At 63.3% G+C, this 18,589-nt stretch carries 15 protein-coding genes and 1 pseudogene; 8 read left to right on the forward strand and 8 right to left on the reverse strand.

Going from position 1 to position 18,589, the window contains the following annotated elements:
* Positions 1–9: 9 nt before the first annotated feature.
* Positions 10–933, forward strand: coding sequence for a LysR family transcriptional regulator (locus HWX39_RS17480; protein ID WP_175969239.1), 924 nt, complete (start codon positions 10–12; stop codon positions 931–933).
* A gap of 70 nt (positions 934–1,003) precedes the next feature.
* Here the strand turns inward: HWX39_RS17480 and HWX39_RS17485 are convergent, their stop codons facing one another.
* Entirely contained in the window at positions 1,004–1,189 is a 186-nt protein-coding gene (locus tag HWX39_RS17485) for a hypothetical protein (RefSeq protein WP_175969240.1), read from the reverse strand.
* Between the two features lie 112 nt (positions 1,190–1,301).
* Positions 1,302–1,803: pseudogene (locus HWX39_RS17490) on the reverse strand (transposase).
* 177 nt (positions 1,804–1,980) lie between these two features.
* Between HWX39_RS17490 and HWX39_RS17495 the strand changes: the two are divergent.
* A complete protein-coding gene (locus tag HWX39_RS17495; protein ID WP_175969241.1) occupies positions 1,981–2,490 on the forward strand; it encodes a hypothetical protein in 510 nt (169 codons plus the stop codon).
* Between the two features lie 135 nt (positions 2,491–2,625).
* Here HWX39_RS17495 and HWX39_RS17500 read toward each other — a convergent pair whose 3' ends face one another.
* Positions 2,626–3,393: a GNAT family N-acetyltransferase gene (locus tag HWX39_RS17500; protein WP_175969242.1), complete on the reverse strand. Its 768-nt coding sequence runs from the start codon at positions 3,391–3,393 to the stop codon at positions 2,626–2,628.
* Between the two features lie 390 nt (positions 3,394–3,783).
* Here HWX39_RS17500 and HWX39_RS17505 point away from each other — a divergent pair, with 390 nt between their 5' ends.
* Entirely contained in the window at positions 3,784–4,251 is a 468-nt protein-coding gene (locus tag HWX39_RS17505) for a GNAT family N-acetyltransferase (RefSeq protein ID WP_244135038.1), read from the forward strand.
* 563 nt (positions 4,252–4,814) lie between these two features.
* A complete protein-coding gene (gene uvrA / locus HWX39_RS17510) occupies positions 4,815–10,718 on the forward strand; it encodes an excinuclease ABC subunit UvrA (protein ID WP_175969243.1) in 5,904 nt (1,967 codons plus the stop codon).
* 293 nt (positions 10,719–11,011) lie between these two features.
* On the opposite strand, the gene HWX39_RS17515 is transcribed toward uvrA, so the two are convergent.
* The gene (locus HWX39_RS17515) at positions 11,012–11,746 is read right to left on the reverse strand and encodes an ABC transporter substrate-binding protein (RefSeq protein WP_175969244.1); all 735 of its coding nucleotides are present in this window, start codon (positions 11,744–11,746) and stop codon (positions 11,012–11,014) included.
* Positions 11,747–12,125: 379 nt separating this feature from the next.
* On the opposite strand from HWX39_RS17515, the gene HWX39_RS17520 reads away from it, so the two are divergent.
* The 4 genes from HWX39_RS17520 (at position 12,126) to HWX39_RS17535 (ending at position 14,991) form a co-directional block, all read left to right on the forward strand.
* Positions 12,126–13,571, forward strand: coding sequence for a DEAD/DEAH box helicase (locus tag HWX39_RS17520; protein ID WP_175969245.1), 1,446 nt, complete (start codon positions 12,126–12,128; stop codon positions 13,569–13,571).
* A gap of 278 nt (positions 13,572–13,849) precedes the next feature.
* On the forward strand, positions 13,850–14,110 hold the full coding sequence (locus HWX39_RS17525) for a hypothetical protein (protein WP_175969246.1): 261 nt from the start codon (positions 13,850–13,852) through the stop codon (positions 14,108–14,110).
* A 37-nt stretch (positions 14,111–14,147) separates the two neighbouring features.
* Entirely contained in the window at positions 14,148–14,570 is a 423-nt protein-coding gene (locus HWX39_RS17530) for an SRPBCC family protein (RefSeq protein WP_175969247.1), read from the forward strand.
* Positions 14,563–14,991 (forward strand): MarR family winged helix-turn-helix transcriptional regulator, encoded by a 429-nt coding sequence (locus HWX39_RS17535; protein ID WP_175969248.1) that lies wholly within the window; start codon positions 14,563–14,565, stop codon positions 14,989–14,991. The genes HWX39_RS17530 and HWX39_RS17535 overlap by 8 nt, the downstream gene beginning before the upstream one ends.
* 85 nt (positions 14,992–15,076) lie before the next feature.
* On the opposite strand, the gene HWX39_RS17540 is transcribed toward HWX39_RS17535, so the two are convergent.
* The 4 genes from HWX39_RS17540 to HWX39_RS17555 form a co-directional block, all read right to left on the reverse strand.
* Positions 15,077–15,292 (reverse strand): hypothetical protein, encoded by a 216-nt coding sequence (locus HWX39_RS17540; RefSeq protein WP_175969249.1) that lies wholly within the window; start codon positions 15,290–15,292, stop codon positions 15,077–15,079.
* Positions 15,293–16,080: 788 nt separating this feature from the next.
* Positions 16,081–16,485, reverse strand: coding sequence for a hypothetical protein (locus HWX39_RS17545; protein ID WP_175969250.1), 405 nt, complete (start codon positions 16,483–16,485; stop codon positions 16,081–16,083).
* A gap of 173 nt (positions 16,486–16,658) precedes the next feature.
* Entirely contained in the window at positions 16,659–17,897 is a 1,239-nt protein-coding gene (locus HWX39_RS17550; RefSeq protein WP_175969251.1) for a dicarboxylate/amino acid:cation symporter, read from the reverse strand.
* Positions 17,881–18,543 (reverse strand): GntR family transcriptional regulator, encoded by a 663-nt coding sequence (locus HWX39_RS17555; protein ID WP_175969252.1) that lies wholly within the window; start codon positions 18,541–18,543, stop codon positions 17,881–17,883. Before HWX39_RS17555 ends, HWX39_RS17550 begins: the two co-directional genes overlap by 17 nt.
* Positions 18,544–18,589 lie beyond the last annotated feature (46 nt).

The raw sequence follows: 18,589 nt of genomic DNA on the forward strand, positions 1-18,589 counted from the left end.
TAGATAGATATGCTGGACAACGTCACCATCAATCAACTTCGGGCGTTCGTCGCCGTGTGCGACCAGGGAAGCTTTTCCGGAGCGGCAAGGGAACTGAGGCGAGCGCAGTCGGCGATCAGTCACGCGATCAGCGCGCTCGAGAGCGCCTTCGACGTGGTGCTGTTCGAGCGCAACACGCGCAAGGCGACGCTCACGGCCGCAGGCCGCAGCCTCCTGCCCGATGCGCGCGGGGTGATCTCACGCACCGAGGAAATGAAGATGCGTGCGGTCGCGATTGCTGAAACCGGCGTCCCGCAGGTCTCGATCGCCGTCGACACCTATTTTTCGCGTTCGCACCTGATCGAATGCCTGCGCACGCTGCAGGCGGAGTTTCCAACGATTGCGATCAACCTGCGCATGACGACCATGCAGGGCGGCGAGCGCCTGGTTCTGCAGGGCACGTGCGGATTGGCGGTGACGATCACGGACGTGCCCGAGCTGAGCCCGGGCACCATCGAACGGCATCATTTATGGGATGCACAGATGGTGACCGTGTGCGGGCCGTCGCATCCGCTGGCCGCCATGGCGCAGCCGATCCCGCGGGAAGAATTCGGCCGGCATATCCAGCTCGTCGTCACCGACAACCAGCCCGATGCGGAAAAGACCCAGCAAGGGGTTGCCAGTGAACGCCAGTGGTGGGTGAACGACCTCGGCGCGAAGCACGATCTGCTGAGAGGGAGCTTGTGCTGGGGACACATGCCGCGCCATATGGTCGAGGCAGACCTCGCGATGGGAACGCTCGTCGAGCTCAAACGGCGCGGATGGCACATGCACCCGCTGACGTTCATGGTCTCGCAGCGGCGCGGGTACGCGTTCTCCGGATGCGAGACACGGCTGGTCGAGCTTCTTGGCAAGTGCCCTTCGCAGAGGGTGGGGAGAGTGAAGTCGACGTAATGTGCGGGCGATTTCGGGAATTGCAGTTGTCGCTGATGGGGCGGCCACGGTGTTGATGGACAGCGCCCGTTCAGCCGGCAAGAGGGTAGAGCTCACCTTCATCGCCCCGGACGACGGCGGAAAGCGCCACCGCCAGGTGCATGGCCGCCGCCATCGTTGGATCGACTGCGGATAGATTCCGACGCGCATTGAAACTTGCGCAGCCCTTGCTCCAGCTAAAGGTCTTGATCCATTCGCCACCGACGAGGATCGACACAAATGAAATCGCCCTCGATAGTCAAGCCGCTTGAACACCCCTTGGATGCATTCTCATCGGGCATCGATTCTGCTCGCGAAGTTGTCTGGACCGGCCAGAGTTTCATAGACACTCACGAGCCGTTTGGCGCGTAGCGCCGCTCAAACTCTACAGGTGACAGGTCGCCGGCGGAACCATGCCGGCGAATCGGGTTGTAGAACATCTCAATGTAATCGAATACGTCCGTGGCAGCAGTAGCCCTGTTCGGGTAGATGCGCCGCTTAATTCGCTCCTTCTTCAATGCGCTGAAGAAGCTTTCGGCAACGGCGTTGTCGTGGCAATTACCGCGACGACTCATGCTCGGCACCATATGGTGAGTACGCGGCGGCCTTTTTTAGAATGTCTCGTTCCTCGGTCACCCGCTTGAGTTCGGTCTTCAATCGCCGCACCTCGGCGCTCGGGTCTAGTTCCACCTGCCGCACGACATCTGGCTTATCGAACTTCGCTCGCCAGGCATATAGGCTGTGCGTCGTAATGCCCAACCGCTGGGCCACATCTGCAACCGAATGACCACGCTCGCTGACTTGCTTGACTGCTTCGATCTTAAACTCATCCGTGTACCGCTTTCCGCTCATACTGACCTCCTCGGTTGCCGCAAATTATGGCTCGAAGACGTCTACGAAAGGCTGGCCGGTCCAAATTGATCCCGCACCCAATCACGAGAAGTGCTCTCGTCAACAGCACTCGCGGAGTGCCGCGATTCATTCCAGCGGCGGTCTATCATTGCTATCCGCCAAGCTACGGGAGCCGCCATGATCGAATTGCTTGAGCCTTTCTCTCGCCAAATGGCGGGAGACCTTCTATCGGTCTTCCCGAGCTGGAGGAGCCATTTGTCTATCGTCGCCAACGCTGGTGAGAACTACTTCAATGTTAGGGTGCCTGCGCTCGCGGCATCGAAAGGTGGCCCCTTGGAGGTTTCGTCCTTGTACAACGACGAGGTGACGGTTTTCTACGCAACAACCCATCGGCATTTTTTCTCCATGCTGGGTAATGCTGACGAAGCCGCCGGTGCGGTCGAATTCATTCGGAGGATACTCAACGAACAACTTGCCGTGGTCTCATACATTTGCACGGGGGACGCAACCATACGAGACGGGGTTTTTTCAAGCGTTGCGGTTCCTGCGGACGAAATTCCACGCGCAAATTATGAGTATTTCTACACCACCTCGATGAGCGTGCGTTCATGGAGGGGCACTTTCGATGCCGACTTCGTAGCCCCGTACGTCCGAGATAGGCCAACAGGTATTGGTGGTCGAGCGTAAGTATTGGCGTAGGGTTATCCGGCGACCCTGTCAGATCAGACGCAGGTACTGCGGCATCGTTGGAGTGACGGTTGGAGGTGCTGCGGTGGGTTGCATGCTCATGTGACCCGGAATAGTTGCTTTGGCTGCCCGAGTTTACCAGCCGCTCGAACGCGACCGCGCGAAGTTCGTTGTTCGGCTAGTTGCGTGGCCAGCAGTCGGAAGCAGGCGTTCGATAAGTACGACAATGGCTCCCGGACAGGGCCGTGTTTCGGTGATCGGCATCACGGAGCCCGTTCTAAGCAGGGGGGGCTGATTGATTGATAGACGATATTGCGTCAGTCCCGGACGTTCAATGCGTTCCGTGATCGCAAATCCATGGCGTATATAGAAGGGAATATTGCGCGACTCCGCGGTTTCCAAGGAAATCGTCCCGGATGGTTCGATCTCGCGAAGATGGGCCAACGTTGCGTTCAGGAGCGTCGATCCGATCCCTTCGCCTTGCAGCATCGGGGACACACCGATGAACTCGATCCAGCTTGAATTCGAACCTGGCGAGTTCGAGGCGGAACTCTCGCGAAGCAGATCGATCCTTGCCAACGATAGTTCACCGCAGCCGCTTGCAATCTGATGTCCCAGCTCGGCTAGGTTGTCGGGGGATTCGGCGCAGGATGCCGGCGCAAAGTAGCTCACGGCAATGAGGTCACCGTTTCGCCACGCGCCCAAAGCAGGCATGAGTGCATCGTGGTGATACCTCAAATAGCTTCTTAGATAGTTTGTGCGGCGCTCGTCGAATCCCCTGTTTTCAGCGAACAGGCACCAGGCAAGGGTCGGGTCTTGCTCAAACGCTGCCTCTAGCAAAGCCAGCGCGAATTCAAAAGACTGATGCGGCAATGGTGCTACCGAGAGTTTTGCATCGTGCATGTCCGGTTCGGGCAGTAGGCGCTCGTTGAATCAATCGGCGAAACCTGCAGCGTGGTTTTTGCCGTGAAGCCGTGTCAGATTAGGCACAGGTACTGCTGCATCATTGGAGTGACGGTTGCAGATGCTGCTGCGGATTGCGTGCTCATGTGACCGGGAAAAGTTGCTTTGGCAGCCCAAGTTTACCTGCGGGCCGTACGGGACCGCTCGAAGTTCTCCGTTCGGCCAGTTGCCAGAGACATCACGACCGGCAGCTACCGGCCATAAGCGGCCCTTCGACTTCGACGCCCAGATCGTCCGCAATCGGCATCGCAGATTCTCGCCTGAACCGCCATGACCATGACAATGCCCACGCCTACGCTACGCCTAATCGACCGCCAGTCGTCGAACGACATGGAACGTCTGCAAGCCGTGCTCGAAGGTGCGCCAGGCTATAGCCTGGCCGTGGAAGGCAGGCTGCCCCCTCCGAACGCCGCCATCGAGGTACTTGATGCGCTACCGCCCGGCAAAAGCCACTCGGACAAATTCGTCTACGAAATCTCTCAGGATGTCGAGGCGGTTGGATGTATGGAAATGGTGCGGGGCTATCCAGAGGTCGACATCGCTTTCATCGGCCTGCTGTTGTTCCGGGAGAGTTCGCAGGGACGGGGCTTGGGCCCGCAGGTTCTGCGGCTCGCCGAAGCAATCGGAATGGGCTGGCAATGTCGCGCATTACGCATTGCAGTCATCGATACCAATCCGAGAGCGTTCGAATTCTGGAAACGCGAAGGCTTCGTTGAGTTGCTTCGCAAACCAGCGATGGATTTCGCCGCCCAAGCAATCGTGATGGAGCGTGCGCTACCGGCCGCAATATCCATCTAGGGCAGATCGTTGTCCCATTGAGTTCGATACCTCGCGACTGTTCGTTATCGCCGTCAGTCGGTCACGACCGGTCATTCGACTGCACTGCACGAATCGTCGAAAATGACGGTATCGAAACGAACTTCGTCAGGCGCCAGGGGAAAGACGGAGGAAGCGTTGCAGCGGATATTTAAAAATGCCGCCGCCGGAGGCGCCGCCTCGATGTCGAACGTGTCGACATGGCCGCTCCCGGTCCTCCCCATCTCGACGGCCGCCTTGAATCGGGTCTCAATCGCTCCGACCAAGGATGGCGGGCCACGAACGCATCGGGGCCGGCGCCATGTCCAGACCGGGTTCCAGCTTGAGCGAACAGCGTTCCGGCTGAAGTGAATCCCGATAGCCGGCCGCGTGCCCATGACGCCCCCAGGGTCGTCATGGAAAACTGTATGAATATACAGTATAGTGTCCGTCGAAATCGAGCCGCACGGGTACGACCTTGCGGCACGTGCGCCGCGCCTGCGGGCATCCGCCGCAGCGTTCCGGCACCGTGAAATCCGGCTAACTCATTCAGACGGGCAGGCAAATTGTCATCCAGCAATCTGATCCGCATTCGCGGAGCACGTCAGCACAACCTCAAGAATCTTGATCTCGACCTGCGCACCGGCGAGATGACGGTCGTCACCGGCCCGTCGGGCTCCGGCAAGTCGAGTCTCGTGTTCGACACGCTGTACGCTGAAGGGCAGCGGCGCTACGTCGAGACGTTCAGCGCGTACGCGCGGCAGTTCCTCGACCGGATGGATCGCCCGCAGGTCGAGCGCGTCGACGGCGTGCCGCCCGCGATCGCGATCGACCAGACCAACCCGGTCCGTAGTTCGCGCTCGACCGTCGGCACGATGACCGAGCTGAACGATCACCTGAAGCTGCTGTACGCGCGTGCGGCCGAGCTGTTCGACCGCAAGACCGCGCGGCAGGTGCGGCACGACACGCCGGAGACGATCTACGCGGATCTCGTCGCGCGCACCCAGGCGGACGATCCGCGCGTCGTCGTCACGTTCCCGGTCGAGCTGCCGGAAGCGGTGTCCGACGAAGAAATTGCACAGTGGCTGTCGGCGAGCGGCTATACGCGTGTGCAGGCGCAGCGCGAGGTCGCGTCGCCCACCGGGCCGCGCAAGGTGCTCGACGTGGTGGCCGACCGCTTCCGCGTGCAGGGCGCCGACAAGGTGCGCGTCGTCGAGGCGATCGAGGCGTCGCTGAAGCGCGGCGGCGGGCGCGTGAACGTGTACGTGCTCGCGGCGGAGCCGGAAAGCCCGGATGGCGCAGCCGCCGAGCCGCAGGTGTGGCGCTTCTCCACCGGGCTCCACGATCCCGACAGCGACCTGCGCTACGCGGAGCCGCAGGCGGCGCTGTTCTCGTTCAATTCGGCGTACGGCGCGTGCGAAACCTGCCGCGGCTTCGGCCGCGTGATCGGCGTCGATCTCGGCCTCGTGATCCCCGACGCGCGCAAGACGCTGCGTGGCGGCGCAATCAAGCCGATGCAAACGCCTGCCTGGAAGGAGTGCCAGGACGACCTGATGCGCTACGCGGCGAAAGCCGGCATCCCGCGCGACACGCCGTGGGCCGAGCTGTCGGACGCCGAGCGCGACTGGGTCGTGAACGGGTCGCCGGACTGGAACGGCAAGTGGCAGAGCCAGTGGTACGGCGTGAAGCGCTTCTTCGGCTATCTCGAGTCGAAAGCGTACAAGATGCATATCCGCGTGCTGCTGTCGAAATATCGCAGCTACACGCCGTGTGACGTGTGCGGCGGCGCGCGCCTGAAGACGGAATCGCTGCAATGGCGGCTCGGCTCGAAGGAAAACGCCGACGGCGTGCTCGCGCCCGCCGGCCGTTTCATGCCGCGCGGCGTCGACTGGAGCCGCGCGCAGCTCGAAGCGCTGCCGGGCCTGACCGTGCACGACCTGATGCTGCTGCCGATCGAGCGCATCCGCCGCTTCTTCGATGAAATCTCATTGCCGAGCGCGCTGCTCGACGATGCGCTGAAGCTGCTGCTCGCCGAGGTGCGCACGCGCCTGAAATACCTGTGCGACGTGGGGCTTGGCTACCTGACGCTCGACCGGCAGAGCCGCACGCTGTCGGGCGGCGAGGTGCAGCGGATCAACCTGACGACGGCACTCGGCACGTCGCTCACGAAAACCCTGTTCGTGCTCGACGAACCGAGCATCGGGCTGCATCCGCGCGATCTCACGCGGATCGTCGAGGCGATGCAGCGGTTGCGCGACGCGGGCAATACGCTGGTCGTGGTCGAACACGATCCGTCGGTGATGCTCGCGGCCGACCGGCTGATCGACATGGGGCCCGGCCCGGGCGAGCGCGGCGGCACGATCGTCTATGACGGCACGCCGGGCGACATCCGGTCGGCGCACACGCTGACGGGCGAGTATCTCGGCGGCCGCAAGCATGTCGCGCACGCGTCGAACTGGGCGCGCCGGGTGGTCGATGCAAACACGCCGCGCATCGTGCTCGAGGGCGCGAGCGAACACAACCTGCGCGACGTGACGGTCGAGATTCCGCTGCAGCGGCTCGTCTGCGTGACGGGCGTGTCGGGGTCCGGCAAGTCCACGCTGCTGCAGGACGTGCTCTATCCGGCGATGGCCCGGCACCACGGCAAGGCGACCGAGTCGCCGGGCGCGTACCGCGGCCTCACGGGCGCCGACCAGGTGGGCGACGTCGTGTTCGTCGACCAGTCGCCGATCGGCAAGACCACGCGTTCGAACCCGGCGAGCTACGTCGGCGCGTTCGACGAGATCCGCAAGCTGTTCGCGAAGGCGCCGCTCGCGCTGCAACGCGGGTACGGCGCCGGCACTTTCAGCTTCAACTCGGGCGACGGCCGTTGCCCGACCTGCGGCGGCTCGGGCTTCGAGCACATCGAGATGCAGTTCCTGAGCGACGTCTACCTGCGCTGCCCGGACTGCGACGGCAGCCGCTACCGCGCCGAGATTCTCGAAGTGCGCATCGAGCGCAACGGCCGCGCGTTGAGCATCGCCGACGTGCTCGACCTCACGGTCAGCGAAGCGGCCGCGTTCTTCGCGGCCGACGCCGAGGTGCTGCGCGTGCTGCAGCCGATCGTGGACGTCGGCCTCGAATACGTGAAGCTCGGCCAGCCGGTGCCGACGCTGTCGGGCGGCGAAGCGCAACGCCTGAAGCTGGCCGGCTTCCTCGCCGAATCGGCGGCAGCCGTCAACGGGCGCCGGGTCGTCACGGAAGAGGCGCGCATCGCGCGTGCGAAGCTGTTCATGTTCGACGAGCCGACCACCGGGCTGCATTTCGACGACATCGCGAAGCTGATGCAGGCGTTCGGCAAGCTGCTGGCGGCCGGCCATTCGCTGATCGTGATCGAGCACAACCTCGACGTGATCCGCGCGGCCGACTGGCTGATCGATCTCGGGCCGGAAGGCGGCGACGGCGGCGGTCGGGTGCTGTGCGCGGGCACGCCGGACGAGGTGAAGGCGTGCGCCGAATCGCATACCGGCGTGGCGCTGTTGCAATACGACCGCGCGATGGATGCCGAGCTGGCGGTCGCCGACGAAGGCAAGCCGCTGCAGGCGGTGCTGAACGCGGCGCGCGAGCGCCGTGCGATCGAGGGCGAGGACGTCGTGCGGATCGTCAACGCGCGCGAGCACAACCTGAAATCGCTCGACGTCGATATCCCGCACGGCAAGTTCAACGTGATCACCGGCGTGTCGGGTTCCGGCAAGTCGACGCTCGCGTTCGACATCCTGTTCCACGAAGGCCAGCGCCGCTACCTCGAATCGCTGAATGCGTATGCGCGCTCGATCGTGCAGCCGGCCGGCCGCCCCGAAGTCGACGCGGTGTACGGTATTCCGCCGACGGTGGCGATCGAGCAGCGGCTGTCGCGCGGCGGGCGCAAGAGCACGGTCGCGACCACGTCCGAGGTCTGGCACTTCCTGCGGCTGCTGTACGTGAAGCTCGGCCTGCAGCATTGCATCCACGACGGCACGCCCGTCACGTCGCAGTCTGTCGAATCGATCGCCGCACAGTTGCTGCGCGATCATCGCGGCGAGCACGTCGGGTTGCTCGCGCCGCTCGTCGTCAACCGCAAGGGCGTCTATACGGATCTCGCGAAGTGGGCGAAGGCGCGCGGCAGCACGCATCTGCGGGTCGACGGCGAGTTCGTGCCGGTCGATCCGTGGCCGAAGCTCGACCGTTTCCGCGAGCACACGATCGAGTTGCCGGTGGCCGATATCGTCGTGTCGCCGGACAACGAGGCCGAACTGCGGCGCGTGCTCGACGAGACGCTCGAGCTCGGCAAGGGCGTGATGCACCTGCTCGCGCCGCTCGACGGGCTGCACGATGCGATGCAGAACGATCATTCGACCGCGCGCGTCGGCACGGTCAAGGTGCTGTCGGTGAAGCGCGCGTGCCCGGTGTGCGGCACGAGCTACCCGGAGTTGGATCCGCGGATGTTCTCGTACAACAGCAAGCACGGGTGGTGCACGACCTGCGTCGGCACCGGCGTCACGCTCACGCGCGAACAGCGCGCGGCGTACGACGACACGGTGCTCGCCGGGGATGATCGAGGCCGCGAGCAGACGCTGCCGTCCGACGAGCAGGAACCGGAAGGTGTGGGCAACGAGCCATGCCCGGATTGCAACGGTACGCGGCTGAACCCGTCCGCGCGCGCGGTCACCTTCGACGCGCATCCGATCGTCGAGGTTGCGCAATGGACGGTGTCCGACACGCGGCGCTGGATCGACGGGCTGGAACTGACGGGGCGCGATGCGCAGATCGCACGCGACATCGTCAGCGAGATCGGCAGCCGCCTCGCGTTTCTGGAGGAAGTCGGGCTCGGTTACCTGAGCCTCGATCGCGCGGCGCCGAGCCTGTCGGGCGGCGAAGCGCAGCGCATCCGGCTCGCCGCGCAGCTCGGCAGCAACCTGCAAGGGGTCTGCTACGTGCTCGACGAACCGACGATCGGCCTGCATCCGCGCGACAACCAGATCCTGCTGGACGCGTTGCGCAAGCTGGGCGACAAGGGCAATACGCTCGTCGTCGTCGAGCATGACGAGGACACCATTCGCCGGGCCGATCACATCATCGACGTTGGCCCGGGCGCGGGCAAGCGCGGCGGCACGCTGGTCGCGCAGGGCGCGGTCGCGGATCTGGCCGCGCAGGCCGATTCGGTGACGGGGCGCCTGCTCGCGCAGCCAATGACGCACCCGCTCCAGCCGCGCCGCAGTGTGAGCCTGCCGGGGAGGAAGGGTGGCGCCACGGTGCCGGAAGCCTGGCTGACCGTGCATGGCGCGCGGCTGCACAACCTGCGTGACGTCACGGTCGGCATTCCGCTCGCGCGACTCGTCGCGGTGACGGGCGTGAGCGGCTCGGGCAAGTCGACGCTCGCGCGCGACGTGCTGATGACGAACCTGCTCGACGCGGTCGGCCGCTCGGTGCTGTCGTCGCCGGCCACGCGCCGCGCACGCAAGGCCGCGCAGCAGGACACGCCGGGCACTAACCGCCGTTCGAGCGTGCTCGCGCGCAGCGCACCGCGGCCGTCGCTGAACGTCACGCATGCGTGGCAGGGCTGCGAGTCGCTGAGCGGCTGGGAGCAGATCGATCGCGTGCTGGAAGTCGACCAGACGCCGATCGGCAAGACGCCGCGTTCTTGCCCGGCCACCTATATCGGCGTGTGGGACACGATCCGCAAGCTGTTCGCCGATACGCTCGAAGCGCGGGCGCGCGGCTACACGGCGTCGCGTTTCTCGTTCAATACCGGCGACGGGCGCTGCCCCGCATGCGAAGGGCAAGGCGTGCGCACGATCGGCATGAGCTTCCTGCCCGACGTGAAGGTGCCGTGCGACGTGTGCCACGGGCAGCGCTTCAACCCGGAAACGCTCGCCGTCACGTGGCGCGGCCGGAACATCGGCGACGTGCTGACGATGGAGATCGACGAGGCGGTGGCGTTCTTCGCGCCGATCTCGAACATCGCGCATCCGCTGCAGCTGATGAAGGATGTCGGCCTCGGCTACCTGACGCTCGGCCAGCCGTCGCCGACGCTGTCGGGCGGCGAGGCGCAGCGCATCAAGCTCGTCACCGAGCTGACGAAGGTGCGCGACGACATCACGCGGCGTGGCCAGAAGGCGCCGCATACGCTGTATGTGCTCGACGAACCGACGGTCGGCCTGCACATGGCGGACGTCGCGAAGCTGATTCGCGTGCTGCACCGGCTCGTCGATGCGGGGCACAGCGTCGTCGTGATCGAGCACGACCTCGACGTGATCGCGGAAGCCGACTGGATCATCGATCTCGGGCCGGAAGGCGGCGTGGGCGGCGGCACGATCGTCGCGGCGGCGCCGCCGGAAGCGCTCGTGCAGGTGAGCGCGAGCCACACCGGGCAGGCGCTCAAGCCGGTGCTGGCGCGAACGGGGACGGACGAGGGGGAAGCCGAGCACGAAGGGGAGGCGCGGGTAGGCTGAGCGTGACGCTTCGTATCGACGGCCCCGCCGCCGGGCGAGGATGTCCCCCAGCCAACTTGCAAGTGGCCGGGGGGCACCGCGATCCGGCCCATGCACCCCTCTTCGAGGGGTGTTTTCTTTCAAGCGTCACGGCGAGCCGGAGACGCCGGCCGATCTGGTCCGGCCCAATTGCCTGGGAGGCGGAAACACGAGAAGCGATCGTGGCTTCCCGCGCCCGAGGCGGTCGCGCGAAGTCGAACGGCCGGCAAGCGGGGCGATTGCCGTCCTGGATCGCTGCGCCGCGCCCTGTGCAATCACGCTTGCGGCGCGACGGATGCGCCGGTGATGCCATGCCGCCGCAGCGAATCCGCGACGAAGCCCGACGCCTTCATTTCCTCGACGAAAGCATTCAGCGCCGCCGCGGCCGCTTCGCCGCGGCTCTTCGGCACGCCCATGGCCTGCTGGATCACCATGAACCGCTCGTCGAGCAGGCGCAGGCCGGGCGTTTTCGCTGCATCGGCCTCGAGCTGCTGCTTCACGCCTGCCGCCACTTCCAGTTGCTGTTCGAGGAAGGTTGGCACGACGGCTTGCGACGTCGGCGCACGCACGATCTGCGCGGCCTTCAGTTCGCGCGTGAGGAACAGGTCGTAGGCGCTGCCTTTGCCGACGGTCACGCGGTTGTCCGGCTCGTCTACGTCCGCGTTCGTGCGGATCGGCGACGCGTCACGCACCAGATAGAACCCCTCGATCAGCACGTACGGCGCAGTGAACGCGACCGTTTCGCCGCGCAACGGATCGACTGCGAAGAAGCCGAAATCGGCACGCTCGTCGGTCAGCGCCTGCACCGACTTCCCGGCGGTGTCGAACACCACGAGCTCCAGTTCGGCCGACAGGCGCTCGGCGAACGCGCGCGCGAGATCGATCGACACGCCGAACGGCTCACCCGTCGCCGGGTCGCGGTTCGCAAGGATCGGGTTGCCGAGGTTGATCGACGCGCGCAGCTTGCCGATCGGCGTGAACGCGGAGAGAACGGAAGGGGCGAGGGGCATGGGAGGCTCGTTGCGGTCGTAGGGTCAGGGTTTGGGGCGCGTCGAGGTACGACGGCGCGTCGGCATCGAGCTTATCACCGGGCTTTCGTCATGGCGCAGCGTCGAGCGGCGCAAGCCTGCCTGCGCCGCCAACCGGGAGTCGCGATATATGCGCCTTCGCCTCATCTTGTGGCCCGAACGGTTATCGATGGGTGAAGGGGGAACGGCTGCGACAGGCGAGTGAATGCGGGAAAAGAGGGGGTGATTTGCTTGCTCCGCGCCGGCGGCGGCGGGCGGTTGGCCGTGTCGTCGCTCCGCGTCGGCGCCTTCCAGCCGGGAGCAGTGGGCTTTGATTCGCCCGGCAACCGCTAGAATTGCGCTTTTAGTCCGGAATACGTCCATGTCTTTTGCCTCGCTTGGCCTGATCGATCCCTTGCTGCGTAATCTGCAGGACCTCAATTACCAGGCCCCGACGCCGGTGCAGGCCAAGGCGATTCCTGCCGTGCTCGGTGGCAGGGACGTGATGGCGGGGGCCCAGACCGGCACGGGCAAGACGGCGGGTTTTGCGCTGCCGCTGTTGCAGCGGCTGGTGCAACACGGCCCGGCGGTGTCCAGCAACCGTGCCCGTGTGCTGGTGCTGGTGCCCACGCGTGAACTGGCTGAACAGGTGCTGCAAAGCTTCATCGCTTACGGCAAGGGCCTCGATTTGCGATTTCTGGCCGCTTACGGTGGCGTAAGCATCAACCCGCAGATGATGAAGCTGCGCAAGGGCGTGGATGTGCTCGTGGCCACGCCGGGCCGTCTGCTGGATCTCCATCGCCAGAACGCGGTGCAGTTCGACCAGGTGCAAGCGCTGGTGCTGGACGAAGCCGACCGCATGCTGGATCTTGGCTTTGCGCGTGAGCTCAACGCCGTCTTTGCCGCGCTGCCGGCTCAGCGCCAGACCCTGCTGTTCTCCGCCACGTTTACCGACGACATCCGCGCGATGGCGGCGACCATTCTGCGGAGCCCCGTCAATATCAGCGTCAGCCCGCCCAATGCCACGGCCAGCAAGATCAAGCAGTGGGTGGTGACGGTGGACAAGCGGAACAAGCCCGACCTCTTCATGCACCTCGTCGCCGAGAACAAGTGGGAGCATGCGCTGGTATTCGTCAAGACGCGCAATGGCGTGGATTACCTCGCGGCCATGCTGGACGAAGCGGGCTATGCGGTCGACACCATCCACGGCGACAAGCCCCAACCGGCGCGCCTGCGTGCGCTGGAGCGCTTCAAGACGGGTGAAGTGCAGATGCTGGTGGCCACCGACGTGGCCGCGCGCGGGCTGGATATCGACGACCTGCCGCTGGTGATCAACGTGGACCTGCCGATCGTGGCGCAAGACTATGTGCACCGTATTGGCCGTACCGGGCGCGCCGGCGCCAGCGGGGTGGCGGTGTCCCTGGTGTGTGCCGACGAAGCGCCGCAACTGGCGGCGATCGAAGCGCTGATCAAGCAAACGCTGCGCCGTGAAGAAGAGCCGGGTTTCGAGGCTGAACACCGCGTGCCGGAAACCAGCGCGACGGGCCAGATCATCAAGAAACCCAAAAAGCCCAAGAAGCCGAAAGTGCCGCACGCTGCGTCGGGTGCCATGCCGGCGCCGGGTAAAAAGCCGCGTCCGCAAAGTGGTGAGAACAAGCACAAGGTTGCGGCGCCGCGCGCGGGGTCTGCGGGTCAGGGCAAGCGCTCGTCCAGTGGCAGTCCGTTCAGCGCGCAGAAGCCACGCGGCAAACCGGCCGGCCAGCCGGCCGCAGGCGCGCGCAAGCCGGCTGGTAAACCTGCTGGCGGCCGTGGCAAGCGTCCGTCCTGATTCGTTGGAATGAGGCGCGCCGGCCATGGGTAAGCGCTCGACATGTACCGTCTATTCATGAGGGCACGGCACAGGCAATCTGATTCCCATCAGATGTAATGGGAATTAGATGGATGAGGCCAGTGGTGCATGGAAGACAACCGGGATCGAAGAACGACACGAAGGCGTTTCGGGAAGCGGTTGCTGCCGAAGCGATCGATCCGAATCGTTCGATTGCCGAGGTGGCGCGTGCGCATCGCTTGAACGCCAACGTGATCGCGCAGTGACGGAGAGGCTTGGTGGAGGCGCAACGTGCAACGTCGATACCAAACATCGCGCTGCTGCCTGTCGAGGGGGGCGATCTGCCACTGAAAGACGTCCCAAACCACGCTCTGCCGCAAACGCTGGATGTGTCGGCGAGTCCGGCGATGTCGCCGAGCCGTGAAATCGAGATTGAGATTGGCGAGCGACGTATCCGCATCCGCGGCGTGTCAAAGGAGTTCGCTGAACGGTACCTACCCACGCAAGGATTTGGCTTTGCACTCGGATCCAAGTCTTGATAGTATGCGCGCATACTATTTATCGAAAAGGGCCGACATGTGGTCAATTGAGGTCGTAGGTGAGTGTGCAGCAACACCTTCGCAGGTCTATCGCATCTTGGCCGAGCCGCAGAGGTGGTCGGAGTGGAATCCTGGCGTCCTTAGAATCGAGATGCACGGCCCATTCCAATCCGGTACGACGGCAGTGATGGTTCTCCCTGACTCGACGGCGTTGCCTTTCCGCTTCGCGTGGGTTGAAGCCGACAAGGGCTTCGAGGACATCACTGAGGTTCCCGACGCTGGCGCGGTTGTTCGCGTTCGGCACGAACTGTCGCCAACGGAACTGGGGACTCGGATTACGTATCGCTGTGAAATCGACGGGCCCGAGCAAGTAGTTGAAGAGTTGGGCGCAGCGATCACTTCCGACTTCGCCGATGTGATTGCTGCCCTCGGCGCACGGGCAGAGCTGCTCGGTGAGTAAATCTCTAGAACCTGGCGAAAGCCCGGGTCTGCTTCTATGGCGCGCGACGCTGAGTTGGCAGCGTCGCATCACTGCTGCACTGAAACCGTTGGGGCTGACCCATGTGCAGTTCGTCTTGCTGGCCAGTACCTGGTGGCTGACGTGCATTGCCGAGGAGACCCCGAGCCAACGCCGTATCGCCGAGCACGCCAATACGGACCCGATGATGACCTCACAGGTTCTCCGCGCACTTGCGGAACGAAAACTGGTGACTCGAACGCCCGACCCTTCTGACTCGCGAGCTCAGATCGTTGACGTAACGCCAGCCGGTGCGGACCTCGCCGTCCGCGCAGTGAAGGTCGTTGAAGCTGCGGATCGTGACTTCTTCAAGGCCGTGGACCAACAAGTGCTGATGAGCGTTCTCGGCACCCTGAGTCGATGAATCTTGCCCCATCCGATAGCATCGCGCATTCGTTGCAGCTCGTCGTGAAAACCCAAGGACAGCGCAGCTGCCCGATTCGCCAGGTTCAATGCACTTCACTTGCGACGATGGACGCCAACGCCCGATCGCCGTCGCGTTGGGCAGTGTCTTCCGTGGAAAAGATGTCGGTACTGAATGCGATCAGTTTGAAGCCGGATCCCGCTGAGCGAGGGACCGTGATGCCCCAGTGCCAGCCTCCATCCTGCTGGAACACGTGGAGGGCATGAGGCGCTTGGGCCAGTGCGGGTGAAGAAGTCGTCATGGCGTGCTCTCCCGTCGTAGGGCGACTGCGGGGCAACTACATCGGACGCGCGAACCCAGTCTACGGGCACTTTTGCTGCGGCGCAATATTCGAGTCTCGCGAAAATGCCGATGTGTGAATCGCCACAATTTTGAAATACAAATATGCAACGTCGGGGATGACTGGCATATTGATGTGACGATTAGGATTGTTCGGAGGCTTTATGGATCGCAGTTCGCTTGTGTGGGCGGGGGTCCCGCATAGCAGCGATGGCATCGTGTTTCAGATTCGGGTAGGCCGCGGGCTTCAGCGTTTTCATATTGCTCGATTGACTCTCGAGAAGGCGTGCGACCTTGAGCGACTGGCGTCTGACGCGCGACAGCTCGAATGCTTTTACGAGCATTTGGCGCCGATCCTGGCGGTTGCACGGAAGACGCGCTCAAAGGCGAAGGCCGATACGGTGTCGCTGAATGTTTCGGATTTTGTTCGAACGGGGAGTGCCCGGGGTGAGCAGGGGGCTTGGGCGGGAATGCGGTAATTGACAGGGACCGGGAAGCATTTCTTTCGCGCAGTCTCGTGATTGAGCCTCGCGATGAACGGGCGTCGCTCAATGACCGCATCCCCATGAATGAAAAGCGCTGGCCGGTGAACTGGCCAGCAAAATGGTCCTGGCGATCCGAGGTTGAGGTGTGCCAGGACCGTAGACACTGAACGGCGTGCGCATGCAGCCAGACGGGCATATCAAACGATCGGCCCCGAAAATCGGGGCTTTTCCGGCTCGGGCGTGCGCAACAATCTGTGATCGCAGTTTAGGCTGGGCTGGCGCATGCGGCCAGACGTGCGCTCACGCCCGGAAGCTTGAACGCATCATAGGGCTGCTTGGGAACGTCCCATGTTGCGATCATCGCGGCAGTCGGCAGATAGTCGGGATCGGCCGACGCGACCCCGGCCCACACGCCTTGAGACACCTGTCTGCCATGGAGATAAAAGTGCAGCTCACGGCCGGCGCGTTCGCAAATACACCTGATTCTCTCCGCCGATTGGCCCAATCCTCTAATCCGTGCGATTTGGTCGCGATCCAGCTCGAACATGGCACTCGTCACGCCGTCACAATCGCCAATGGCAATCATGTTGCTGTCATCAGTCAACGCCCACGTCGGATGCGGCGTGCCTAAGCGCAGCATGAAATAATCTGCAGATTCCGAACCAACCATACTGTTTCTCCTGCAAATATGTATCGCTCTACTAACTGAGGGTCAATAAAAACGAACGTTCATCCAATCCTGTTCTCGTCGCCGTACCGGGACGTACGAGTGGATGTGCCCCAGTGCCTTGCAATGGCCGGGCGCAACATCGAAGCGCCCTGCGCCCGCGGCTTCCGAAGCACCTACACGCTTGCCTGACGCGTCACGGTTTCTGCAGTGAGACTGTCCGAACCGGACAGTCTCACTGCAACAGCCGCTGCCGCCGTGCTCCCGTAGACGTTGAGGGCGGTTCTCCCCATGTCGAAAAAGGCGTCGACGCCCAAAAGCAGCAGCACCGCATCGGCCGGCAACCCGATCGACGTCAGCACGATGGTGATGGCTACGATCGCCCCGGAGGGCACATTGGCTGCTCCGTCGATGGTGATGATCGTCAAGATCAAAATCGTAATCACCAGCGGCCAGGACCAGGCAAGATGATATGCGTCGGCCAGATAGCCGACCGCAAGGGCCGTGTAGAGGACTGCGCCGTCGCGATTGAAAATATATGCGAGAGGCAAAATCGTGGACGCCACGCCGTAGGGAACGCCCAATTCAACCAGCTTCTTCAGGTGCAATGGATAGGTAATTTCAGACGAACGCGTCGTGAAACCCAGGATCAGGGGTTCCTTCACCTTTCTGAAAACGGCGAGCGGCGACTGGCCGGCGACGCGAATGACGAGGGTGAGTACAACCGCCAGAATTGCCATGCCGAGATAGGCCACGCCCAGAAGTTCGATAAGCGAGTGCACGCCGGTAAAACCCTTGGCCGACAGCAGCTGCGCGATCGCGGCGAAGATCGCGAGCGGCGACCATGCGATCACCCACTGGGTCATCTTGAACAGTCCCGACAGCAGCGCCTCGAAAACGGCAATCGCAGGCTCGGCCCGCTCCGGGGCAGCCGCCAATGCCGCACCGAAAATGACTCCGAACACGAGTACCGGGAGCGAGTTCCCAGCAGAGAGCGCGGCGACGATGTTTGCGGGGATCAAATCGACGAGAAATTTCGTCCAGTCGATGCTGGACGCGAGTGCTGCGGGCATCGACCCGGAGTGAATGACGCTCGCCCCGAGACCCGGTCGAAATGCAAAGTTGAGCAGCAGGCCGAGCGATGCCGCCAGGCCCGTCATGAGAACGAAGAAGCCGATACTGGATAGTGCGACCTTTCCAAGCCGCTCGCGAAGTCGGCCCGCACGAAAGACCCCGACCGTGACCGACAGGAAGATCAATGGCATGACGACCATCTTGATCGCGTGGCCGAACATGGTGCTTAGAAAGCCCAGCTTCGCGGCAAAGCCAGGGGCAAACACGCCGCAAGCGACGCCCAGGACAAGCCCGCCAAGCATTTGTATCGGGAGGGAAGGCCCCTTATTTTTCGTGTTCATGCCGCGCCTTTAGCAGTTTTATCCGAGCGGGAGTCCCGTCGACGATGTGATTCCACATGTGCTGACGTGCAAGCTCGCCGTTGTTCGCTTCGATTGCGTGAAAGATGTGCAGGTGTTCGATCGTGCCGCGCCGAACGGTTTCGGCGTCACTCCGCGGGAGTTCGTTCAGGGCCAAGGTTTGAGCCCGCAACAGACCATACGCCGTTGAAATTCGCGCGTTCCTTGCGGCGGCAAACAACGCTTGATGAAACACCCAGCCGACGCGTTGCTCGAGCATGATGTCCGCGACGTCCTGGTCAATCAGCTGCTGCATTTTCTCAGCCGCCTCGCGAAGGTCCGCCGTTACGCCCGACCTGGCTGCAAGAAACGCGGCGGTGCTCTCGAGAGCCAGCCGCATTTCAAAGATTTCGCGGAGATCGCTCGTCGTCGGCGATGCGACATAGGTCCCGCTCTTTTCGATCACGACGACCAGCCCCTCGGACTCGAGCAAATGCAATGCGCTGCGCACGGGCATGTGGCCGAAGCCAAGTTCGTCCGACAGGCCTCGATGGGATACTTTCTGCCCAGGCGCAAGGCGCCCGTCAAAAATCCTCGACCGGATCTCGTCGTAGGCAAGCTCTGCATCGGTCGACACTTTCGACGTCATCTGTGATCGCAGTTATCGTATGATTAGAAAAGAGATGGCTGATAGG

The organism is Burkholderia sp. BCC0322 (genome assembly GCF_902833045.1).
Taxonomy (GTDB): domain Bacteria; phylum Pseudomonadota; class Gammaproteobacteria; order Burkholderiales; family Burkholderiaceae; genus Burkholderia.

Bases quoted from the DNA above. Each gene is read 5' to 3' on its own strand.
- HWX39_RS17480 (WP_175969239.1), top strand. From the start codon at position 10: ATGCTGGACAACGTCACCATCAATCAACTTCGGGCGTTCGTCGCCGTG.
- HWX39_RS17495 (WP_175969241.1), top strand. From the start codon at position 1,981: ATGATCGAATTGCTTGAGCCTTTCTCTCGCCAAATGGCGGGAGACCTT.
- HWX39_RS17500 (WP_175969242.1), bottom strand. From the start codon at position 3,393: ATGCACGATGCAAAACTCTCGGTAGCACCATTGCCGCATCAGTCTTTT.
- HWX39_RS17505 (WP_244135038.1), top strand. From the start codon at position 3,784: ATGGAACGTCTGCAAGCCGTGCTCGAAGGTGCGCCAGGCTATAGCCTG.
- HWX39_RS17515 (WP_175969244.1), bottom strand. From the start codon at position 11,746: ATGCCCCTCGCCCCTTCCGTTCTCTCCGCGTTCACGCCGATCGGCAAG.
- HWX39_RS17520 (WP_175969245.1), top strand. From the start codon at position 12,126: ATGTCTTTTGCCTCGCTTGGCCTGATCGATCCCTTGCTGCGTAATCTG.
- HWX39_RS17530 (WP_175969247.1), top strand. From the start codon at position 14,148: ATGTGGTCAATTGAGGTCGTAGGTGAGTGTGCAGCAACACCTTCGCAG.
- HWX39_RS17540 (WP_175969249.1), bottom strand. From the start codon at position 15,292: ATGACGACTTCTTCACCCGCACTGGCCCAAGCGCCTCATGCCCTCCAC.
- HWX39_RS17545 (WP_175969250.1), bottom strand. From the start codon at position 16,485: ATGGTTGGTTCGGAATCTGCAGATTATTTCATGCTGCGCTTAGGCACG.
- HWX39_RS17550 (WP_175969251.1), bottom strand. From the start codon at position 17,897: ATGAACACGAAAAATAAGGGGCCTTCCCTCCCGATACAAATGCTTGGC.
- HWX39_RS17555 (WP_175969252.1), bottom strand. From the start codon at position 18,543: ATGACGTCGAAAGTGTCGACCGATGCAGAGCTTGCCTACGACGAGATC.